The organism is Flavobacterium daemonense (genome assembly GCF_007341385.1).
Classification (GTDB): domain Bacteria; phylum Bacteroidota; class Bacteroidia; order Flavobacteriales; family Flavobacteriaceae; genus Flavobacterium; species Flavobacterium daemonense.
On the sequence record NZ_VJYD01000001.1, the window covers coordinates 151,765 to 175,359 of the forward strand.

Annotated in this window: 11 protein-coding genes; all 11 read left to right on the plus strand. The window is 34.1% G+C overall.

What is annotated here, in order from left to right:
• Nucleotides 1–38 precede the first annotated feature (38 nt).
• The 11 genes from FND99_RS00575 (at nt 39) to FND99_RS00625 (ending at nt 23,542) form a co-directional block, all read left to right on the plus strand.
• Nucleotides 39–3,047 carry a SusC/RagA family TonB-linked outer membrane protein gene (locus tag FND99_RS00575; protein WP_144336058.1) on the plus strand — a complete coding sequence of 1,003 codons (3,009 nt, stop codon included), beginning with the start codon at nt 39–41 and terminating at the stop codon, nt 3,045–3,047.
• 19 nt (nt 3,048–3,066) lie between these two features.
• A complete protein-coding gene (locus FND99_RS00580; protein ID WP_144336059.1) occupies nt 3,067–4,677 on the plus strand; it encodes a RagB/SusD family nutrient uptake outer membrane protein in 1,611 nt (536 codons plus the stop codon).
• A gap of 115 nt (nt 4,678–4,792) precedes the next feature.
• Nucleotides 4,793–7,099 (plus strand): GH92 family glycosyl hydrolase, encoded by a 2,307-nt coding sequence (locus FND99_RS00585; protein ID WP_144336060.1) that lies wholly within the window; start codon nt 4,793–4,795, stop codon nt 7,097–7,099.
• A gap of 46 nt (nt 7,100–7,145) precedes the next feature.
• Complete coding sequence (locus FND99_RS00590) at nt 7,146–9,422, plus strand: GH92 family glycosyl hydrolase (RefSeq protein ID WP_144336061.1); 2,277 nt, start codon at nt 7,146–7,148, stop codon at nt 9,420–9,422.
• A gap of 210 nt (nt 9,423–9,632) precedes the next feature.
• Nucleotides 9,633–10,196: a hypothetical protein gene (locus FND99_RS00595; RefSeq protein ID WP_144336062.1), complete on the plus strand. Its 564-nt coding sequence runs from the start codon at nt 9,633–9,635 to the stop codon at nt 10,194–10,196.
• Between the two features lie 84 nt (nt 10,197–10,280).
• Nucleotides 10,281–12,077, plus strand: coding sequence for a hypothetical protein (locus FND99_RS00600; RefSeq protein ID WP_144336063.1), 1,797 nt, complete (start codon nt 10,281–10,283; stop codon nt 12,075–12,077).
• Nucleotides 12,078–12,240: 163 nt separating this feature from the next.
• Nucleotides 12,241–13,011 carry a DUF4861 family protein gene (locus FND99_RS00605; RefSeq protein WP_246074142.1) on the plus strand — a complete coding sequence of 257 codons (771 nt, stop codon included), beginning with the start codon at nt 12,241–12,243 and terminating at the stop codon, nt 13,009–13,011.
• Between the two features lie 212 nt (nt 13,012–13,223).
• Nucleotides 13,224–15,053, plus strand: coding sequence for a metallophosphoesterase family protein (locus FND99_RS00610; RefSeq protein WP_144336065.1), 1,830 nt, complete (start codon nt 13,224–13,226; stop codon nt 15,051–15,053).
• 58 nt (nt 15,054–15,111) lie between these two features.
• Complete coding sequence (locus tag FND99_RS00615; RefSeq protein ID WP_144336066.1) at nt 15,112–19,149, plus strand: hybrid sensor histidine kinase/response regulator; 4,038 nt, start codon at nt 15,112–15,114, stop codon at nt 19,147–19,149.
• A gap of 283 nt (nt 19,150–19,432) precedes the next feature.
• The gene (locus FND99_RS00620) at nt 19,433–20,305 is read left to right on the plus strand and encodes an inositol oxygenase family protein (RefSeq protein ID WP_144336067.1); all 873 of its coding nucleotides are present in this window, start codon (nt 19,433–19,435) and stop codon (nt 20,303–20,305) included.
• Nucleotides 20,306–20,404: 99 nt separating this feature from the next.
• Complete coding sequence (locus FND99_RS00625) at nt 20,405–23,542, plus strand: glycoside hydrolase family 2 TIM barrel-domain containing protein (protein WP_144336068.1); 3,138 nt, start codon at nt 20,405–20,407, stop codon at nt 23,540–23,542.
• The last annotated feature ends 53 nt before the right edge of the window (nt 23,543–23,595 follow it).

Sequence of the window (23,595 nt, forward strand, 5' to 3'; positions counted from 1 at the left end):
CGCTTAACAATTATTTAACTAACTAACTTAAATATAATATGGAAAAACTTAAACTATTATTATTAGTGTTTTTTGCAAGCCTCTCATTTAATAGCTGGGCGCAAAAAGCAGATGTGTCCGGAGTAGTTTTGGACGACAAAGGCATGCCATTACCAGCGGCCAATGTAATTGAAAGTGGAACTAAAAATAGTGCCATGACAGATTTTGATGGGAGATTTAGACTAACAGTTTCAAATAAAAATGCTACCCTTTTTGTTTCATTTGTTGGTTTTGTAGATCAAAGCGTCAAACTTAATGGGCAATCTAATATTACAATTAAATTAGCATCAACAACTACAAACTTAGAACAAGTTGTTGTGGTAGGATACGGAAAAGGATCTCGTAAAAATTTAACAACAGCCGTTTCATCAGTAAAAGCAGACGATCTAAATAATGGTGTAATTGCTGATGTTGGTCAATTATTACAAGGTAAAGTTTCAGGTTTGAATGTTTCAACAAGTGGCGATCCTACGAAAGCTTCTTCTGTGGTTTTGCGTGGAGCCTCGACATTAAACAGTTCTCAAGGTCCATTTTACGTAGTTGACGGAATTCCGGGAGTAGATATTTCGATCATCGCTCCAGAAGATATTGTTACAATCGACGTATTGAAAGATGCTGCAGCTACAGCGATCTACGGTAACCGTGCTGCAAATGGTGTTATCATGGTAACAACAAAAAGAGGAAGCAAAGACAGATCTCAAGTTAGCTACAGCAATTATTTTGGTTTTGAAAAAGTATCAAATCAGCTTGATATGATGAATGCTAGTCAATTGAGAGATTTTTTAAGCAAAAACAAGCTAAGTTTTACTCCTGAAAATGATAAAGGGGCTAATACAGACTGGCAAGATGCAATCCTAAGACCAGGTTATACGCCTTCTACAAGTCAAAATCTTTCAATGAGTGGCGGAGGCGAGCATGGCAATTATTTTGCGAGCGTTAGTTACATCAATAAAGAAGGAGTTTTGCAAGGAAATGAGTTTTCTCGCTTGATTGCACACTTAGCAATAGAGCAAAACGTTTTTGATGATCACGTTAAATTTGGTTTGAATGTTACAAACTCAAATAGTAAATACAATAATGTTCCGCAACGAAATGTAGTGCTTCAACAATCGATTAACCATCTTCCGGTTTCTCCAGTTACAAATCCAGACGGGTCGTATTATGAAAACTTCATTCAAACTGGTTATTTTAATCCAGTTGCAATGATGAATCATGCCGATGATGATACTAAAACAAATAACTTCGTTGGTAGCTTGACTACAGAAGTAAAACTTCCTTGGGGACTAACTTATAACTTGAATTTGTCTTACCAGCAATTAAACTCATTGCATGGTGAATATTATGACAGTTATTATCAGCAATATAATAGTTCAAATTTCTACAATAACCCAGATCCACCATTGGTAAAAACATTAATGAATTTTGGTGTAAACGGATCAGCATTAAGAAACTCATATCAAACAAATAATACAATTCTTGAAACTTTCTTGAATTGGGATAAAACATTTGGAAACCATAAGCTTAAAGCAGTAATTGGTTATTCATGGCAAGAAGATGTTTTAGGAGATGGATTCCAGGCAACAAATACAAATTTCCCAGTAGATAATGTAAGTTATAACAACTTGGCGTTGGGTAATTATGCTGCCGTTTCTGGTTATAGAGTTGATTTTGGAGATAGTAGAGCTTATCAGAAAAAACGCTTGATTTCGTATTTCGGACGTTTGAATTACAATTTCAAGGATAAATATCTTTTACAAGGATCTATCAGAAGAGATGGTGGATCTGTATTTGGAGCAAATAATCAATGGGGTTATTTTCCTTCAGTTGGTGGAGCTTGGAGAATTGACAAAGAAGGTTTCATGGCTAACCAAGAAATCTTTACAGACTTAAAACTTCGTGCGAGCTGGGGACAAACAGGAAACTCTTCTGGATTTAATGCTTATACAGCACAATTTATTTCAGGAAGTTTAGGAACATTTTATTACAATGGACAACAAGTTGGTGCTTATGGACCAAACCAAGCTGCAAATCCAGATTTGAATTGGGAAAAAACTGCAACAGCAAATATTGGTCTTGATTTCACAGTTTTAAAAGGAAAACTATCAGGTTCTGTCGAAGTATATGACAAGAAAACTACTGATATGATTTACAACTATTCTGTAAATCCAGTACTTGTACCAGTAGGAACAATCGTTGCAAATGGCGGAAACATGTCAAACAAAGGTGTCGAGGTGACTTTGAATGCTAACGTGGTTAAAACTAAAAACTTCAGTTATGCTACGAGCTTGAATTTTTCACACAATAAAAACGAGATTACGAAATTGACAAATCCATATTTTATTGGAGGTGACTCGATAAGAAGAGTGCAACCTGATGGAGGCGGACAAACAGGAAGTACTTTACAGATTTTGAAAGAAGGAAAACCTCTTGGACAATTCTTTACACTTCAATATGCGGGAAAAAATGCAGCAGGTATTTCTCAGTATGTTGCTAAAGACGGCAGCTTGACAACTAATCCTCAAATTGGTGTAGATTATCATTATGCAGGAAGTGCACAACCTAAGTTCATGATGGGATGGAATAACAATTTTACATACAAAAAATTTGATTTGAATATTTTCTTCCGTGGTGTATTTGGCAACAAAATTTTCAATGCAACGCGCGCAGATTTATTTAGGCCGAGTACAGCAATGTCTAACAACATCCTTGTAGATGCAGCAAATGAATCGCCAAATGATATCAATGCCTATAAATATTCAACTCGCTTTATTGAAGATGGAAGCTACATTCGATTAGACAATATGACTTTGGGTTATGATTTTGGAAAAGTAGGTAGATACATTAAGAAAATCCGTCTTTATGAAACAGTAAATAACCTTTTTGTTATTACAAAATACAGCGGAATTGACCCTGAGGTAGAACAAGGAGGAACAGCTCCTGGTGTAGATTCAAATAACTTTTATCCAAAAACCACAACATTTTTGTTTGGTATGAACGTGGTATTTTAAAAATTAAATTGTAAAAACTATGAAAAATATATTTAAATATTTAGGACTTCCTTTGCTGATAGCTGGTGGTTTATTCGGTTCTTGCGACAATCTCGATGTGCCGATAACGACACAATTAACACCAGATGTATTTCCTCAGAATTCGGCACAGTATGTTCAGGCATCGGGTGCGGTTTATGCCGCTTTTCGTGGAGATTTTGCATTTTCTTGGTGGTGGTCACAATCATTAACTACAGATGAAGCCATTATGCCTGCAAGAGGTGGAAACTGGTTTGACAACAGAGCTTATGCTTGTCAGCACTATCACGATTGGACTGCAGATAATGGAGTTGGTCCTTGGGATTGGGCAGAAAAAGTTATTGGAACAAGTAATCAGACCATAGCAATTTTAGATAAGACAATGCCAACTGGTGCAGAAAAATCAACAATGATTTCTGAATTAAAAACCATGCGCGCTATTAGTTATTTCATGATGATGGATTCTTATGGAGGTGTGCCATTAGATACTGTTTATGGTGAATTTAACTCTAAAGCGAGAGCTAGCAGAGTTGAAGTTTTTAACTTCATTGAAAAAGAATTAAAAAACGCTATTCCTAATTTGAATCCTGCTTCTGGAATAACAACATACGGTCGACCAAATAAACAAACAGCAAATGCAATGCTAGCTAAATTGTATTTAAATGCTGAAGTTTATACAGGAACACAACGTTACAACGATTGTATTGCTGCGGCTGATGCTGTAATTAATTCAGGTTTGTATCTTATTGAACCAAGAGCAACTTATTTACAGATGTTTTATCCAAATAATGGACCGCAAATGAAAGAATTCATTTTTGCTGTTCCTTTTGATCCTTCAGCTACATCAGTAGGGTTTAATGGACAAATGTATCATTCACGTTATGATGTGCCACGTTCTGAAAGAGCAAAATTTGGTCTTCCATTTACACCTAGTGCGCCTAGAAGTACCCTTGCTTCATTTTATGCTTATTTTAATGATGCTAATGACATCCGTAATAAACAATGGTTGACTGGTTTGCAATACATGAACGATGGTGTTACTCCAGTAATGGTTACAACAACAAAGAAAGGTTATGACCAATTCTACACAGGTTCAGATGGTGGTGCAACTTATACGTATCAAGTAAACTTGACTCCAGATGTCGTTCTTCGTCAAAACCCTGCACTGTTTGATTGTGGAAATGATGAAATTGCATGGAATATGGGGTATAGAAACATAAAGTTTTATCCTGACAATACTTCAACAAGCCGTAACCAAAATAACGATGTTCCATTTTTACGTTATTCAGATGTTATCTTGATGAAAGCTGAAGCGATTCTTCGTGGAGGAAATGCCACTTTAGGACAAACTCCAATTTCATTGGTAAATATGGTTCGTTCTAATCGTTCAACATCTGCAGCATGGACAAGTGTAACATTAGATGATTTGTACAAAGAAAGAAGCCGTGAGTTTGCTTGGGAAGCATGGCATAGAAATGATATGATCCGCTTTGGCAAATATGAAGACCAATGGGGCTTCAAAACAAATGCAGATAAAACGCGTCGTATATTTCCAGTTCCGACTTACGCAAGGGCTTTAAACCCTAAGTTAGACCAGAATCCTGGATACTAAAACAAACAGGAATTTAAAAAAAGAATAGTTATAAAAAGGAGAGGAAGAGCAAAAATTCTTCTCCTTTTTTATTAAAGCATAAAATCGAAAGCTCAAAACCTTTTAGGACAATATAATGGAATTAAGCAAAATTTATAAAATTGGATATTTAGGATTAAGTTTATGTCTTAGTTTTTTAGTATCGTGCCAAAGCGAGAAAACAGCTTATCTCCAAAAAAATCAATTGGTAGATAAGGTGTATCCTTTGCTTGATACTCAAAATTCAAGATGGTTTTACTTTTCATCCGCAAGCCGTCCATTTGGTATGGTAAATTTAAGTCCTGATACAGAAATTAAAGGAGATTGGGGTGGAGGCTATAAATTTGATACTGATACAATAAAAGGATTCAGCCATGTTCATGAATGGCAGTTGTCAGGACTTTCAGTAATGCCAGTTGCGATTTCTAAAGAAAATAAAAAGAAAATTTTTACAGATTTTTATTCGGCATTTAGCCACGATACAGAAAAAATTACTCCAGGTTATCATTTGGTTATACTTGATCGATACCAAATCACTTCAGAACTTACAAGTACAAAAAGAGTTGGTTTTCATCGATATACTTTTCCTGCCAATGCTCAAAAAGCAATTCTTTTAAATCTGAATACGATTTTGGGACCTTGCGATAATACAGATGGCACACTGGAAAAAAATAATGATAATGAACTTTCGGGATCATTGGTTTTAAGCACTAATTTCAGACGTCCAAAACCAGTAACAGTATTCTTTAAAATTAAATTAAATGCGCCTATAGTTTCTATAGAGAAAGATTCTAAAACAGGAAATTACTTGGTCGACTTTGGTAATTTTGATAAAAAAGTACTAATGAAAGTAGGTATTTCTTATACTTCGGTTGAAAATGCCTCAATTAATATTCAAGAAGAATTGCCAAATTGGGATTTTGATAAAACAGTTGAAGCATCTCGTGAAGAATGGAATAACTTGCTTGGAAGAATTAAAATAGAAGGCGGTTCTGAAAATGATCAAAGACGATTTTATACTGATCTTTGGCATGCTTTGCAGGGAAGAAAAATGATAAGTGATGCAAATGGAGCCTATCCAGACAATACTGGCGAAAAATTCAGAATTGGACAATTGCCAATTGACGCCAAAGGAAAACCAAAATTCAATCAATACAATTCAGATTCATTTTGGGGCGCTCAATGGACAATTAATACACTTTGGGGACTTGCTTATCCTGAAATTATGGATGATTTTGTACATTCACTCATGCAATATTACAAAGATGGAGGAATGATTCCGCGTGGTCCAGCCGGAGGAAACGATACGTATGTAATGACAGGAGCTTCGACTACGCCATTTATTGTCACAGCAATTCAAAAAGGAATTGTAAAAGACGATTTAGAATCGATTTATATCGCTTTGAAGAAAAATCACATGCTGAATGGTATTATGGGAAAAGCTGGTTACGAACATAATACAAATAGCGGTGGCGGATTAAAATATTATTTGCAGAAAGGATATGTTCCTTATCCGCTTCCTGATGGGCAGTTTGGAAGCCATCAGGACGGTGCCAGTCAAACATTAGAATATGCGTATCAAGATTGGACTTTGGCTCAATTGGCAAAGAAATTAAATCATAATGAGGACTATAAATATTTTTTAACAAGATCTCAGAATTATAAGAATGTTTTTGATACATCATCTGGATGGATGCGTCCTAAAAATGTTGATGGAAAATGGCTTGCAAATTATGATCCCTATAAGTATGAAAATGGTTTTATAGAAGCAAATGGAGCACAAGCAACTTGGTTTGTACCGCATGATATTGATGGTTTGGTTAAATTGATGGGAGGAAAAGAAAAAGCAGTTGAAAAATTAAATGCACAATTTCAAACGGCTAAAAAACAGAAATTTACGTCTGGAACTTCGCATGATGCAGAATTACATCCTGAGTTTAGCCGAATTCCAATTAACTTTGGAAATCAGCCTTCGATACAGACTTCTTTTGTTTTTAATTTTATTGGAAGACCGGATTTAACACAATATTGGACGCGAGAGGTTGTAAAAGAAACTTTTAGCGGTTTGTCACCAAAAACGGGTTATAATGGCGATGAAGATCAAGGTTTAATGGGAAGTTTAAGCGTATTGCTTAAAATTGGCTTATTTCAGATGAATGGCGGAACAGATGAAAATCCTGCTTACCAAATAGGAAGTCCTATTTTTAATAAAGTATCAATTCAATTGAATCCAGATTATTACAAAGGCAAAGAGTTCGTAATTGAAGCCGTTAACAACAGTCCAGAAAATATTTATATAAGCCGAACAAAATTCAATAATAAACCTGTTGAGAATTTTACAATTTCTCATAATGATATTACAGGCGGAGGCGAATTAATTTTAGAAATGGCTAATAAGCCGTAATATTAAATTTTAAAATAAAACAACAATTAAAGTATAAAAGAAGCAGATGAAAAAATATACTAAGACTATACTTTTTTTAGGAATATCATCATTTTTTGCCATTACCGTTAATGCACAAAATCAAGTTCATACCAACGTAGATCCCATGATTGGATCAGAAGGCGTGGGCAGAGTTTTTGTTGGCCCATCTTGTCCTTACGGAATGGTAAAACCGAGTCCAGATTGTACGGTAAATTCAAACAGCGGCTGGCTTGCTTTGCCTAAAGAGGTTACAGGATTTAGCCAAGTGCATGTTAGCGGCACAGGCGGAGGGCCTAAATATGGGAATATCCAAATTATGCCCTTTTCAGGAACCTTGGACAAACTAGATCAAGCTTCGCATAGAGCTGAAGAAAATGTAAAGTTGGGATATTATGAAACTGTTTTCAAAGAAAATAATATCAAAACAGAAATAACAACAGCCGAAAAAGCATCGTTTTACCGAATTACTTATCCTAAAAATACATCTAAAGATTTAAAAATCGATCCAGGATTTTTCTTGGGAGAATCGCCTGAACCAGACGGAAGAGAAGCACAGCAATTTGTAGGTTCACAAATCGAAATTGTTTCAGATCACGAAGTTCGAGGTTACAGCAGAATTCGTGGCGGATGGAATAACGGGCGTGCTTATACGGTTTATTTTTGGGCTGTTTTTGATCAGCCTATTGCAAAATATGTTACTTGGAAAGATGGAAAATTTTATAGCGACAAATCTTCTCAATTTGATTCAGGAAAAAAGACTGCTGCATTGCTTTCTTTCGAAAAAGAAGGAAAACAGGAATTGAATGTAAAAATCGGAATCTCATTCTTGAGTGAATTAAAAGCAAGAAACAATATTGAAGTTGAAATTCCGCATTGGGATTTTAATGCGGTATTAACAAGTTTAGAGAATAAATGGGAACTTTTGTTAAGCCGAATTACGCTTTCGCCAGATACATCTGAAGCGTATAAAAAGATGTTTTACACCGGTTTATACCACACCATGCTCGCTCCAGTAAATAGAACGGGTGAAAATCCATTATGGACAAACGACGAGCCTTATTATGATGATTTTTATTGTATTTGGGATACTTTCAGAAGCTCAAGTCCGCTGATTTCATTAATTGATTCCAAGCGTCAGGTTGAAATTGTAAATGCGATATTGAACATTTATAAGCGTGAAGGTTATATGCCCGAAGGAAGAAGCGGAAATGACAACGGACGTACACAAGGCGGTTCAAATGCTGAGGTCGTTCTGGCAGATGCTTTTGTGAAAAATCTAAAAGGAATCGATTATGAATTGGCATTAAAAGCAATGCTGAAAGATGCGACAGTACCTCCTGGAGGAAATGAAGAGAAAGAAGGAAGAGGAGGATTGATGGAATATCTGCGTTTGGGTTACGTGCCTTATAACGTTCCCAGAGCTGGAAATATGACGATTGATTTTTCATACAACGATTATAATATTGCTACAGTTGCAAAAGGTTTGGGATATACTGATTTATACAATCAATACATGAAGCAAGCAGATAGTTGGCAAAATCTATGGCGTTCTGATTATGAAAACAATGGAGCAAAAGGATTTATTATGCCAAAAGACGCATCAGGAAAATGGCTGGACGATATTGTTTTTGGAGAATCTAAAATTCAAAAACCAACATTTAAATATACTCCCGTAATTATTGAGTCGCCTTGGTATGTTTGTCATTGGTGCGTGTTTTTCTACGAAGCAACTTCTTGGGAATATTCTTTTAGTATTCCTCATGATGTACCAGAACTTGTTCGTAAATCAGGAGGTGACGATGCTTTCAAAAAGCGACTGGATATCTTCTTCGATTCAAAATTATACAACGTTGCCAATGAACCTTCATTTTTGACACCTTGTTTGTATCATTGGATTGGAAAACCTTATTTGAGCAGTGACAGAATTCACGAAATCATTACAAGTAATTTCAATACTTCGCATGAAGGTTTACCTGGAAACGACGACTCGGGAGCAATGTCTTCGTGGCTTGCTTTTCATATGATGGGATTATATCCAAATGCTGGTCAGCCGTATTATTTGCTGAACGTGCCATTTATTAAAGAAACAATTATTAAGCTGGAAAATGGGAATCAATTTAAGATTACAGCTAAAAATATGAATGATAAAAATAAATACGTAAAGACAGCTTTTTTAAACGGAAAACCATACAACAAAGCATGGATTTCCCATGATGATATTATGAAAGGCGGGGAATTAAGTTATGAAATGGATTCAAAACCTTCAGCTTGGGGAACAACAATTTTACCACCAAAGAAATAAAAAACCTGTTGGTGAAATAAAAAAAAACATTTTAACACATAGAGACATAGATTTTTGTGTTGAAAAAAGAGCTTAAAAGAAACAAGTTTCCACACAGAGATAAACTATGTGCATTTGAATTAGTGAAACGCCTTTTTTAAGTTTTCAAAAAACTATGTTTCTATGTGTTAAAAATAATTATAGCCAAAGAAAAAATAAAATATTCAGCATATGAAAAATACAATTTTAACTCTATTTTTTTGTGTCGTTTTTCAGATAGGTTCAGCACAAAGTTTTGTTCCATCGATTAAAAATAAGACCGAACTAAACTATATATGCTTGCTTCATGGACAAACAAGAACCTTGACGCTGACTACAAAAATGACCGCTGATACCTTGGTTTTTAATTTGGAAACGAGAGGCGTAAAAAGCGATATAATTATAAGCCAAAAAGCATTAAAAAATGGAAATGCTTTAAGTTTTAATCAAGGCGAATTTTCGAGTGTTACGAGACTGAAAGCAAATGAAACATTTTTTATGATTTCTCAGTCGGCTTATCAGGATGTAGTAAAAAATAAAAAGTTTGTTTATAACAATACTACGTATGTTTTAGACGAAAACGAAAAAAGCAATGTTGTTCTAGAAGGAAAATCAGTTGACGCTTATCATGTTAAAGCTCAAATTGATGAAACTGAGATGTGGATTATTAAAAATCCAGAATTTCCTTTAATCTGTAAAGTAACCAAAAATCCACTAGGAATAAATTTTACACTTGTAAAAATTGTAGATAAGTAATTTATCAAAAAAAAGAACCAATTGACCACTGGTTTATACAATTTAGCAGACAACTATTAACTATCACTACCAAAATACGATTTTATGAAAAATCAAATGAGCCGTGGAGAATTTCTTAGGCTAGGAAGCCTTTCTTTGGCAGGAACTTTAGTAAGTGACTTAACTTTTGCCAATGATTTTTTTTCAAATAATAATGCCGAGAAAGAGGATGCTTTATTAATGCAAAAGCTCATTTCGAGCAATGACGACAGAGCTAAAATCATTTTAAATAAAGAACTGACAGAACCGGGAATCAGAATCAGTAATTTTCGCCCAATTGCTGGAGCCATAACCGTATTAGCAGCTTCGATATCCAATTCAAAATCCGAATATTATAAATCTGAAGCTGCAGCTCAGAAATTGAATCAGGCTGTAGATATTTTGCTGAAAGAGCAATACAGCGATGGCACGCTAGATGCAGGAGGAAACAGGCAGTCGCCCCCGGATACTGCTTTTATTTTAGAATATATTTGTCCAGCGGCAGTTTTGTTAAATGCTGACAAACAAAGTGATCTTGCCGAGATAAGAAATAAATTGAAAAAGTTTATTTTGAATGCTGGCGAGGCAATGATAACTGGCGGTGTTCATACGCCGAATCACAGATGGGTAATTTCTGCGGCTCTGGCAAATATAAATTCGCTTTATCCAGATTCAAGATATGTGGCAAGAATTGACCAATGGCTTGCAGAAGGAATTTATATGAATGAAGATGGTCATTATTCAGAACGAAGCGGGATCTATTCTGCCGTAATTGATAAAGCACTAATTACAATGGCGAGATTGTTGAATCGCCCGCAGTTACGAGACATCGTAAATAAAAATTTGACGACTTACTTTTATTACACCGAACCAAATGGCGATTTGGTAACAGTTGATTCAAAAAGACAGGATCAATTTATGAATACCAAAGTAAACAAATTTTATCTGCAATACAGATACATGGCAATTCACACCAAGAATCCGATGTTTGCATACATGGTTGAATTAATAGAAAACCTACCAGAATTTACTAATGAAAACCTTCTAGATTCGTTGGCTTTTTTTATGGAAAATAAAGAACTTCAAAGAGAGATTCCTATTGAAGGCAAAGTTACTAATGATTTCGAAAAGTTTTTCGCAATTTCAAATTTAGCAAGAATCAGACGCGGAAAAGCTTCGATGACATTATTTGGAGGAAACGACAAACCTTTGCAGATTGTTTCTGGTAGATCTTCAAATCCAAACTTTTTAATGTATAGAAGAGGTGATGCAATTTTAAAATATATGCGACTTTCTACTTCATTTTTTAGACTAGGATATTTTAGTAGTGACGGAATTGTAAAAGAAGGAAACAAATATATTTTGAAAGAAACCAAAGAAGGCGATTATTATCAGCCTCTTGCTCCAGAATTTCGAAAAGCTGATGGGGATTATAAATTATCACCTTCGCCAGATGGTCGTTTTTGGAATAAAATGGATTTTGATTCACGAGTTAAAAGCAATGTGAAATTGCAAACTACTACAATAGAGATCATTGAGAATAATGGAACTTTAGATTTGGATTTTAAAGTAGATGGTCCGCCAAATGTTGAAGTTACAATTGAAATGTGTTTTAATGAAAGAACTACAATTAAAGGAACAGAACAAGACGGAAAAAAGAATAATTTCCTAAAATCTGGATCAGGAGAAGCTACGGTTTCAGGAGATACAATACAATTTGGTTTAGGTAAATGTGAACATTACAATGTCGACAGTTTAGATAGCGAAGAATATACCTATCATCAAGGCAGTCTGCGTACTAGCGGAGAATATGTTTATATCACAGGATTTACGCCATTTTATCACAAAATGACTATTTCTTGAGAAATCGTTTGCGTAATAGTGAAAGTATTAAAATGTTAGTTTAAATTTACGAAAATTAAATTTAAAACTATAAATAATTGAAATTATGAAATTATCATTGATGACCGCCCTTATGTTTAGTTGTGTTTGTTTTTCGCAAAATAAAACCGACACAAGTTTGTATATGAAGTCGGATAAAATTACCTATTTGACTGATATCGGCTCAGAATCAGGTGATTTGTATCAAACAATTGGACATCATGGACCAGCAGTCGAAAATGAATGGATGGCTTTGAGAATCTATTTTAGTGATAAAGTAGCAATCGATGTTTATTCAAAAGCAAAGCCAGGTTTAGAATTGAAAGCGGCGCATTGGTATCCAACTCCAGAACAACAAAAAGAAGGTTGGGGAGCTGATTATTATAAAGTAGCGTCAACTGTAGGATTAGGAGGTGTAAAATTGTGGGATGGAGAAAAATTAGTTCCACTAAATCCGGTAACGAATCGTTTGGCGCGCGTTGGCAAAACAGACACGACTTCATGGATGGAAATGATTTCAAAAGGAGTTCCGTACAAAGGGAAAAAAGTAGATATTTTAGTTCGTGTAACCGTATTTTCAGGAAAAAGAGAAGCTAAAGTTGAAGCTGTTAGTTTGACAGGAGAAAAAGTACAATTTGCTACAGGAGTAAATTATTTCAAAGATTTTCAAACTAAAAAAGGAGCAAATTACATTGCTGTTTGGGGAAAACACCCTGAAGATGTTGCTGCTGAAGTTATTGAAATGGGAGCTGCAATTAAATATAATCCTAAAGATTATGAAAAAACAACAGATGATGGAACACAGTATCTTCTAATTTCTAAACCAACTAAAAATTTAGAAACCCAAATCATTTCTTCAAGTGCCAGAGAGCAAGAATTAAATACTTTGGATAAGCTGGAAGCCTACATAAAATAGTGTAGTGATGTTTCGTTGAGCATAATTCATCATTTCTCTAACACATAGAAACATACATTTGGTATAAAAAAGATGTTAAAAAGAAACTAGTTTCTAACACATAGCCAACTATGTTTGTTTTAAACAAGTGAAACGCCTTTTTTGAGCATCTTAAAGCTATGTTTCTATGTGTTTGAAAAAATTATAGCCAACGTAAAAAAGAATAAAATTGTATGTTTAGAATATCGGGTTTAATAGTGCTTTTGTTTGCCTTTTATGGATGTAAAATAAAACAGACGGAACGAGGAAAATCGCAACAAATTGCTTTTATTGCCGATGTTCATTTAGGTGATATTTATGCAAAATTTCAAGATAATAATTATCAAGGAATCAAGAACCCTAATACTGGCGAATATGCCAATATTAGAACAATGAATTCACAATTGCATTCGACCCGAATATTCAATGAAAACTATTTTGCCTTTATTGTGGCTCTCGACGATATTGCAAAAAGAGGCATTAAACAAGTGGCGCTTCCGGGCGATTTCAGCGATGACGGACAGCCTGTTCATATAAGAGGATTAAGGAAAATTCTTGATCAATACTCAAAAAAGTATGGAATATCGTTTTTTGTAACAACAGGAAATCATGACGCACCAAAACCGTTTGCTCAGGATGCGGTGAAAACCGATTTTTTAGGAAAAGAAGGTAATGAACAAATTATCAGCAGTTCTAAAAGTATTTTAAAAGCAAAAGAAAATCAGTTAGAACCTATTATTACAGCTGATATAAAAAACGGAGGCTATAAAGAAACTTTGACTGAGATGGCCAGTTTCGGATTTTTTCCAAAAAAAGACTATTTGTATTGGGAAACTCCTTTTTCAAGTTATTCCTATGACAATTATAGTTTTGATAAAGCAGTACAAGAATCGGCTTTGGAAAAACGAATTTATCCTGTAAAAGACACTAATTTATTTCTTCCAGATGCAAGTTATTTAGTCGAACCAACAAAAGGAATATGGCTTTTGGCAATTGATGCAAACGCTTATGTTCCAAATGAAAAGTTATCTGGTTTACCTAATAATCCGAATGATTTTTCAGGAGCTAGTATTGGTTATAACAACGTTCTTATTTATAAAAAACATTTGATCGAATGGGTAAAAAAAGTTTCGGCGGAAGCCAAACAAAAAGGAAAAATTCTGATTGCTTTTAGTCATTATCCAATGGTTGATTTTAACGATAATGCTTCAGCAGAAATGAAGCAGCTTTTTGGTTCTGATAAAATGCAATTATCAAGAGTTCCTTCAGAAGAAGTGGCTCAGGCATTTGCAGATGCAGGTATTCAGATTCACTTTGGTGGACACATGCATATCAACGATACAGGAGTAAAAACATCGGTAAACGGAAATACATTATTCAATATTCAAACGCCATCTTTGGCAGCTTACAAACCTGCATACAAGATACTTACCATACATTCAAATGTTGATTTTGAGATAGAAACTGTAGTAGTTGGTTCTGTTCCAAAATTTAATAGTTTATTCCCTTTTTATGAAGAGGAATATGCTCATTTACAGCATATAAAAAGCCCAGCTATTTGGAATAAAGATATTTTGAAAGCCAAAGATTATAAAGATTTTACAGAATGGCATTTAAAAGAATTAGTGCGTCTTCGGTTTTTACCAGAAGATTTTCCAGTCCCATTTTTAGCTTCGCTCGCAAATCTTTCAGGTAAAGATTTACTCGAAATCAATAAAAATATTTCAGAAATAGAAAAAGAATTGTCGGCCAGTAATTTAAAGCTTGAAAATTTTGAATCATGGAAAGGACTTGATATGATTTTCGATTTTTACAGATTAAAAAATGCCGATGAATTAGCAGTTCCTGAAATTGGTTCTGACAGATTGAAACAATACCAGATCGTTTGCGCACAACTTGAAAAATCTAGCGACGAAAAACTGATTTTATGGGCAAAAATATTTTTAAAAACAATGAACAGCCAGCCTTCAAATCATTTTAAAATCAACTTAAAAAACAATACTATTGAGCGTGTAAAACCTTAAACGAATCTTAAGATTTTATATGTTTAAAAATAATTAGCTTGCATATTTAATTCAGTATATGAAACAGAATTCCTTTATATTATTCTTTTGTTTGATTTTTATTTATAATTCTCATTCTCAGAATATTAAATTTGATCATTATAACGACAACAATGGATTGTCACACAATTCTGTGCGACATATTGTTCAGGATAAAAAGGGTTTTTTGTGGTTTGGAACTTTCTCCGGATTGAATCGTTTTGATGGCTATCAGTTTAAAAAATACATGAGCTCTTCACCAAGTGAGAATCGATTGCATAATGATGATATTACAGCTTTAGACCTTGATGAAGATTCAAACATTTTATGGATTGGAACCAGAAAAGGGCTGACACGTTATAAAATCGATACCAACGAATTTATAACGTTTTTGCCTCAAGCGAACAATCCAAAAAGTTTACCTGATGAAGAAATTAGAGCGGTTCATGTAGATAAATTCAAGAGAGTTTGGGTAGGTACCAAAACCAAAGGAGTTTATATCTTTTTTCAAAAAGAAAACCGTTTTGAAAAAGTAGCCATTCCGGGATTTCAATATGTAAATGAAATTTTTGAAGACAAAAATGGCGGAATTTGGGTTGGAAGTTATGAAACGGGATCTGTTGCAAAAATCTCTTTAGATGCTAAAGGCGAAATTGTTCGCATAAATAATTATGCCTTAACAGTTCCTAATTCAACTGAGAAAAATCCATACATCAATTTTATTTACGAAGATGCAAAGGCGGATATTTTTATAGGAACTCGTGAAGGTTTGTATAAGCTTGATAAAGCTGCTGATAAATTTGTCAATCTTTACATAGAAAATAAAGAAATCAGGAATAATTTAGGACCATATTTCTTGTCGGTTGCTAAAGCTCCGGACGGGAAATATTGGGTTGGAACACTGGGAGGTTTATTGGTTTGCAATCAGTTAGAAGATATTCAAAAAGGGAATTATAAATGGTATTATTCAATATTGTCTGATGATTCTTCGATAGTTGACAATTTGGTATCAGCATTATATTTTGATGCGTCAGGTGTTTTATGGATTGGAACTGAAGATGGCTTAGACAAATATGATCCTTACGAAAATCAGTTTATTCTCAATAAAGATATTTCTCATTATATTGGAAATCAGTCTCCTAGAATTAGAGGTTTTGCAAAAACGTATGATGAAAAAGTAATCGTAGAAACAAGACACGACGGGCTTTTTATATCTACTGCAAAAGGTTTTGCACCCTTGTACAACAACAAAAAAGACATGGTAAGTATTTATTCTGATGACGGAAAAATATTTTATTGTGGTCTGTGGAACGGAAATATTTTGGTTTATAATTATGTGACCAATTCATCAAAAGAAGTAAATGTCGGATTTAAAACGGCACCAGTTTTTGCTTTTAGCAATATTGGAAATCAATCGATTATGATTGGTTCTTTTGGAGAAGGAGCAGTGATTTTAAATACACAAACTTTGCAGGTTCAAACTGCTGCAGGCAAATTGCTTCCAGGATTTCAAATTAATGCCATAGAAAAAGACAAAAACAATAATGTCTGGATTGCAACTGAAACAGGTATAGGTAGATACAATACAAAAACAGGTAATATAAAAATTTATAAATCTTTATACGCTAAAGAAAAAGGCATACCGCATGATGATAATATTAGCGATATTTTAATTGATATAAAAGGAAGAATTTGGGCTTCAACACGCGTTGGGTTATGTCTTTATTCGCCTTCAAAAGATAATTTTATTCCGCTTACAAATCCCAAAGAATTATCAGGAAACTGGATAACAGATATGTTGTCAGACAGTAAAGGTAATTTGTGGCTCAATATAAACAACAATACGGTTGCAAGACTTAATTCAAATTTAAAAGACGTAAATGTTTATCATGTAAAAAGCGGCAACAGGCTAGATGTTTTTAGTTCCAGCAGCTTTTTTAATTTTAATAGTTCTAATATTTATTTGGGGACCAAAAACGGTATTATCTATTTTTCTTTGGATAAAATAATTAATAACAAATGGTCGCCATCTCCTTTTATTACCGAATTTAAAATTCAGAACGAAGAGATTGTTCCGGGTACAGAAATTAACGGACAAACTCCGCTTTCCTCTGATTTGAATTACAGCAAAAAGATCGAACTAAGTTATAAAAACCGTGATTTTTCGCTTCAATTTTCGACACCTTCTTTTACAAACGAAAAACTGAATAAGTTTGAATACATGCTGGAAGGTTTTGATAAGGAGTGGATTTCGACAAATAGCAGTTCGAGAACGGTTCAATACACTAATCTTTATCCGGGTAAATACACTTTTAAAATAAGATCAAGCAATAGTGACGGTCACTGGAGCAAAGTTGTTTCGTATGAAATTATAATTCAGCCTCCTTTTTGGCTTACGCCATTTGCATTGTTTCTGTTTCTAATACTTTTGTCTATTATTTTTTATTTTGTTCGAAAAGAAATTAGAAACCGTATTCGCTTGAAACAAGAATTATTGACGGAAAAAATCAAGCGTGAACAAGATATTAAGCTTAACAATGAAAAGCTTCGTTTTTTTACCAATATTTCTCATGAATTAAGAACGCCTTTGACCTTAATTTTAGGTCCTGCTAAACAATTACTGGAAGATGAAAATGCCAGTGATTATCAAAAAAGCCGATACAATTTGATTCACCAAAACGCGAGCCGAATGCTGAATCTGGTAAATCAGGTTTTAGATTTTAGACGTGCCCAAGCGGGGGAATTAAAACTTAAAGTTTCTGAAACAGATATTATTTCGTATTCGAAAAACATCTTTGAATCATTCAAAGAATTGGCTTACAATAAGAACATTACATTAAATTTTAATACCGAAAATGAAAATTTAGTAGGCTGGGTTGATAATGACAAGTATGATAAAATTTTGTACAATTTATTATCCAATGCTTTAAAATTTACAAATAAGTTTGGAAATGTAGATTTGTTCATTAGGCTTAAAGATGGAGAAGAAGGCAGGTTAGTAATTGAAGTAAGCGATGACGGAGTTGGAATTCCTTTAAAAAGTCAAGAGAAAATTTTCAAACGTTTTTATCAGGTTAAAGGAAATAAGAATCAAAATACAGGATCAGGAATTGGTTTATCATTAGTAAAATCTTTGGTATCGCTTCATAAGGGAACAATTAAATTGGAAAGTACAGAAGGAGAGGGAAGTACTTTTACTGTCGAGTTGCCAATCGATCGCAGTTTTTATAGTGATAAGGAAGCTTTTGAATTTGTTTTGAAAAATGATAATCAGAGCATGTCTATTCCGGAAAAAACGGTGAAAAAGATTATGCAAAATACGGAACTGAAACAAAAAATAGTCGTAGTTGAAGATAATACAGAACTAAGAAAATATTTAGTTGATTATTTATCTGATTATTACAAAGTTTATGAAGCCGAAAACGGAATGGAAGGTCTCAAACTATGCAGACAAATTAAACCAATTCTTTGTGTGGCCGATGTTATGATGCCAGTAATGGACGGACTAGAATTTTGTGAGGAATTAAAGAAAGATGAATTCATCAGTCATATTCCGGTTGTTTTATTGACCGCACTTTCTGAAAATGATGATAAAGTCCGCGGTTATGGCGTTGGTGCCGATGGTTATTTAGTAAAACCGTTTGAGCCTTCATTACTTAAAACTGTTGTCGAAAATATTATTAGAACAAGGCTTGAATTAAAAGAGAAATTCTCTGGCGATGTAGAAAGCAAGGTTGGTTTACTGACACATTCTCCTATCGATGAGGAATTTATGGAAAAAATAACAGCTTTGATAAATGATAATTTAAGCGAGGTTGAGTTATCTACCGAATTTCTTTGCGATAAATTAGGTGTAAGCTCGTCAAAACTCTACAGAAAAATTAAAGAGCTTACAGATTTGGCTCCAAATGAATTTATAAGAACAATCCGTTTGAAAAAAGCAGCACAGCTTTTGAAAACAAAAAGATACAATGTTTCTGAAGTTACAGAATTAGTTGGTTTTAATGATCCTCTCTATTTCAGCCGATGTTTTAAAAAGCAGTTTGGTTTCCCGCCAAGTAAGTTAACTACGGGTTGATTTTGTAATATGACTGCTCGCTCGGACAGATAAGACAAAGCACACAGATAAAACAGATAAAACGGATTTTTACCGATTTAATATAAAAATCCGTTTTATCGGTTTAAATCTGTATCATCCGTGTGTCATTTTCATAATTAATATAAGTGAAAGATGGTTGATTTTGTAATATGTTGTAAATCAGTAGATGTGGTAAAAATCCATCCATGTTTTTGACGAATTAGTCCATTTAATTCTCTAGTTGATAATATATTTTTGTGTAGTAATCTTTAAATAAAACAACATGAAAAAGATAATAGACACAGATAAGCCACTAAAGAATTTGGATGAATGGGAAGACGATTTGCTAATGCGTTACCCTGATCCAACTGAAAATATAAAAGAAAAAGAGGAGTTTAGAAACTACGTCGATTCAGAAAGAGTAGAAACCGTTAAAGAGTTTTACAGAATGAATCATACGTATCAAACATATGATTTTGTTTGCAGCAAAGAAGAAGAGTTTTTGCAGTTTAACAAAAAGAGTTTGTCAATTTGGGAAGCTGTTGAATTTTTAAATACACTTGTTGACGACAGCGATCCCGATATTGATTTAGATCAGACACAGCACCTTTTGCAAACTTCAGAAGCTATTAGAGCAGACGGCCATGAAGACTGGTTTGTTTTAACTGGTTTTTTACATGATCTTGGAAAAGTTTTATGTTTGTTTGGAGAGCCTCAATGGGCTGTTGTTGGAGATACTTTTCCTGTTGGTTGTGCTTATTCAGATAAAATTGTTTATCCGGAATTTTTTAAAGACAATCCAGATTATACAGACAGCAGGTTTAATACCAAATTAGGAATTTATACTGAAAATTGCGGTTTAGATAAAGTAAAAATGAGTTGGGGACATGATGAATATTTGTACCAAATCATGAAAGATTATTTGCCCGAACCTGCTTTATACATGATAAGATACCATTCGTTTTACTCGCAACACAAAGAAAATGCTTACGCACATTTGATGAATGAAAAAGATGTAGAAATGTTTGAATGGGTTAAAAAATTTAATCCATATGATTTATACACAAAAGCGCCTGTTAAGCCAGATGTTAAAGCTTTGCTTCCATACTACAAAGAATTAGTTGCTAAGTATTTGCCGGAAAAATTAAATTTTTAGAATAAAAATCACATTTTTTTAGATTAAGAGCTTCTTCCTGCAAGGTTTAAAAAACTTTGCAGGTGCAACTCTTTTTGGTTTCATATAAAAGAACAATAAATGAGAAAAATTAGAACTAGAATAATTTTATTTAGCCTTTTTGCTATTTGGAGTTCTATTGTTTTTGGACAAGAAAAAAACAATAGAAACGATTGGGAAAACCCTGAAATATTTCAGATAAACAGGGAACCGGCAAGAGCTTCATTTCTGCCATATGCAGATGAGGCGTCGGCTATAAAAGATATTTATACTAGTTCTCCTTGGTATTTTTCATTGAACGGAAATTGGAAATTTTCTTGGGCACCAACACCGGATGAGCGTCCAAAAGATTTTTACAAAACAGATTTTAATACCGTAAATTGGAAAGAAATTCAGGTGCCTTCTAATTGGGAATTAAATGGCTACGGGATTCCTATTTATACTAATATCATCTATCCATTTCCTAAAAATGCGCCCTTTATAGATCATAAAGATAATCCTGTTGGTTCCTATAAAAAAGACTTTATTTTGCCTGAAAATTGGAACAACAGACATGTGTTTTTGCATTTTGAAGCAGGAACATCGGCCATGTATATTTGGGTCAATGGAGAAAAAGTAGGCTATACTGAAAACACCAAAAGCCCCGCAGAATTTGATATTTCCAAATATGTCAAAGCAGGAAAAAATAATTTAGCTGTCGAAGTGTACAGGTGGAGTGATGGTTCGTATCTCGAAGATCAGGATTTCTGGAGAATTTCGGGTATTGATCGAAATGTTTATTTGTATAGTACTGATGCGATTCGTATTTCGGACTTTTTTGCAAAACCAGATTTAGATTCAAATTATAAAAATGGCAGTTTGAATGTAGATGTGAGTTTGAAAAACTTGTCTTCAAATTCGATAAGCAACCACAAGCTGGAAGCCAAATTAATCGATGCTTCTGGAAAAACCATTTTTACCAAAGATGTTACTGTAAAGTTTGATGCTAATAAAACAAACACAATCAGTTTCGCACAGAATGTCTCAAACCCCAAATTATGGAGCAGTGAAGCGCCAAATTTATACACATTGCTCCTTACTCTGAAAAATGAAAAAGGAAATATAATTGAATCTGTTTCTACCGAAATTGGTTTTAGAAAAGTAGAGTTGAAAAACGGTCAACTTCTGGTAAATGGTGTCAGAATAATGGTTCACGGAGTTAATATCCACGAGCATAATCCAGTGACCGGACATTATCAGACAGAAGATATGATGATGAAAGATATTAGGTTGATGAAACAGCTGAATATCAATTCAGTTCGTTGCAGTCATTATCCAAATAATATATTGTGGGTGAAATTGTGCAACAAATATGGAATTTTTCTCGTAGATGAAGCCAATATTGAAAGTCATGGTTATGGAGTTGAGCATAACGCCAATTTGAATAAAGCGGTACATCCCGGATATTTGCCAGAATGGAAAGCAGCGCATATGGACAGAATTATCAGTTTGGTCGAAAGAGACAAAAATCAACCTTCTGTGATTCTTTGGTCATTAGGAAATGAATGTTCAAATGGACCCGTTTTTCATGATGCTTATAAATGGATAAAAAACAGAGACAAAACGCGTCTTGTTCAGTTTGAACAGGCAAATGAAAATGAAAATACGGATATTATTTGCCCAATGTATCCCAAAATTGAGGAGATGAAGGAATATGCTTCGCGAAAAGAAGTTAGTCGTCCGTACATCATGTGTGAGTATTCACATGCAATGGGTAACAGTAGTGGGAATTTCCAAGAGTATTGGGATATCATTCGCGGAAGTAAAAATATGCAGGGCGGATTTATTTGGGATTGGGTTGATCAAGGATTTGAAGCTACTGATGCAGTTGGACGTAAGTACTGGGCTTATGGTGGTGATTTGGGGAGCCAAAATTATACAAACGATGAAAACTTTTGTCACAACGGATTGATTTGGCCAGACAGAACGCCACACCCAGGCGCATTTGAAGTAAAAAAAGTATATCAGGACATTTTATTCCAAGCTGTCGATGTTAAAAATGGAGTTATTCAGATTATAAACGATTTTGGTTTTACAAATTTGAATTCGTACAATTTCAAATATCAGGTATTAGAAAACGGAAAAGTGATCAAAGAAGGAGCAATTGCTGTTGATTTGGGTCCGAAATCTCAAAAACAGTTTAAAATTGATTTACCAAAATTGGAGCAAAAAGCGGGAGTAGAATATCTATTGAATGTTTTTGCTTATACCAAAACTGGTTCTGAAATAATGCCTCAAAATTTTGAAATCTCAAGAGAACAATTTGTTATTCAAAACGAAAATTATTTTGCTAAAAAAGAAGAAAGTGCTTCCTCAAAAGTTAAAGAAGAGAAAAATGAATTTGTTTTGAATGCTGGCGATGTTATAGTGAAAATTAGCAAAACGACAGGATTAATTACATACTACAGTTCAAAAGGAGCCGAATATTTTAAACAATATCCGGAGCCTAATTTTTGGAGGGCCCCAACGGATAATGATTTTGGGAATAAAATGCCTGAGCGCAACAATATATGGCGAACTGCTGGCAAAAATAGAACTTTGCAAAGTATTGAGGCTATTGAGGAAAACGGAAAAAGTTATGTTTTGGCTAAAATGAAGCTCAATGATATTTCTTCGGATTATTCAATTAAATATTCGCTAAGTAATGATGGCGCTTTAGAAGTGTTGCCTTCCTTCAAAAAAGGGAATAATGTATTACCAGATATGCCACGTTTCGGAATGATTTTTTCTCTTAAAAACAGCCAAGAAAATCTGGATTATTATGGACGCGGACCTTGGGAAAATTATCCCGACAGAAATACTTCATCAATAAAAGGGATTTATCAGAGTAAAGTAGCCGACCAATATGTGCCTTACACGCGACCTCAGGAAAACGGATATAAAACCGATATTCGCTGGTTTAAGCTTTCAGATAACAACGGAAAAGGGCTTGAAATAAAGGGAATACAGCCTATTTGTATGAGTGCTTTGAATAATTATCCAAGTGATTTTGATCCGGGCTTGTCCAAGAAAAATCAGCACATAAGTGATATTACACCACGAAATGAAGTTGTGGTATGTGTCGATCTAACTCAAAGAGGATTGGGCGGCGATAATAGCTGGGGCGAGTATCCACATGAACAATATCTATTAAAAGCAAGTGAATATAACTACGGTTTTGTTATAAAACCAATTAAATAATTAGTAGTGTTCAGTTTTTAGTGTTCAGTTCTTATAAGACTGAATACTAAAAA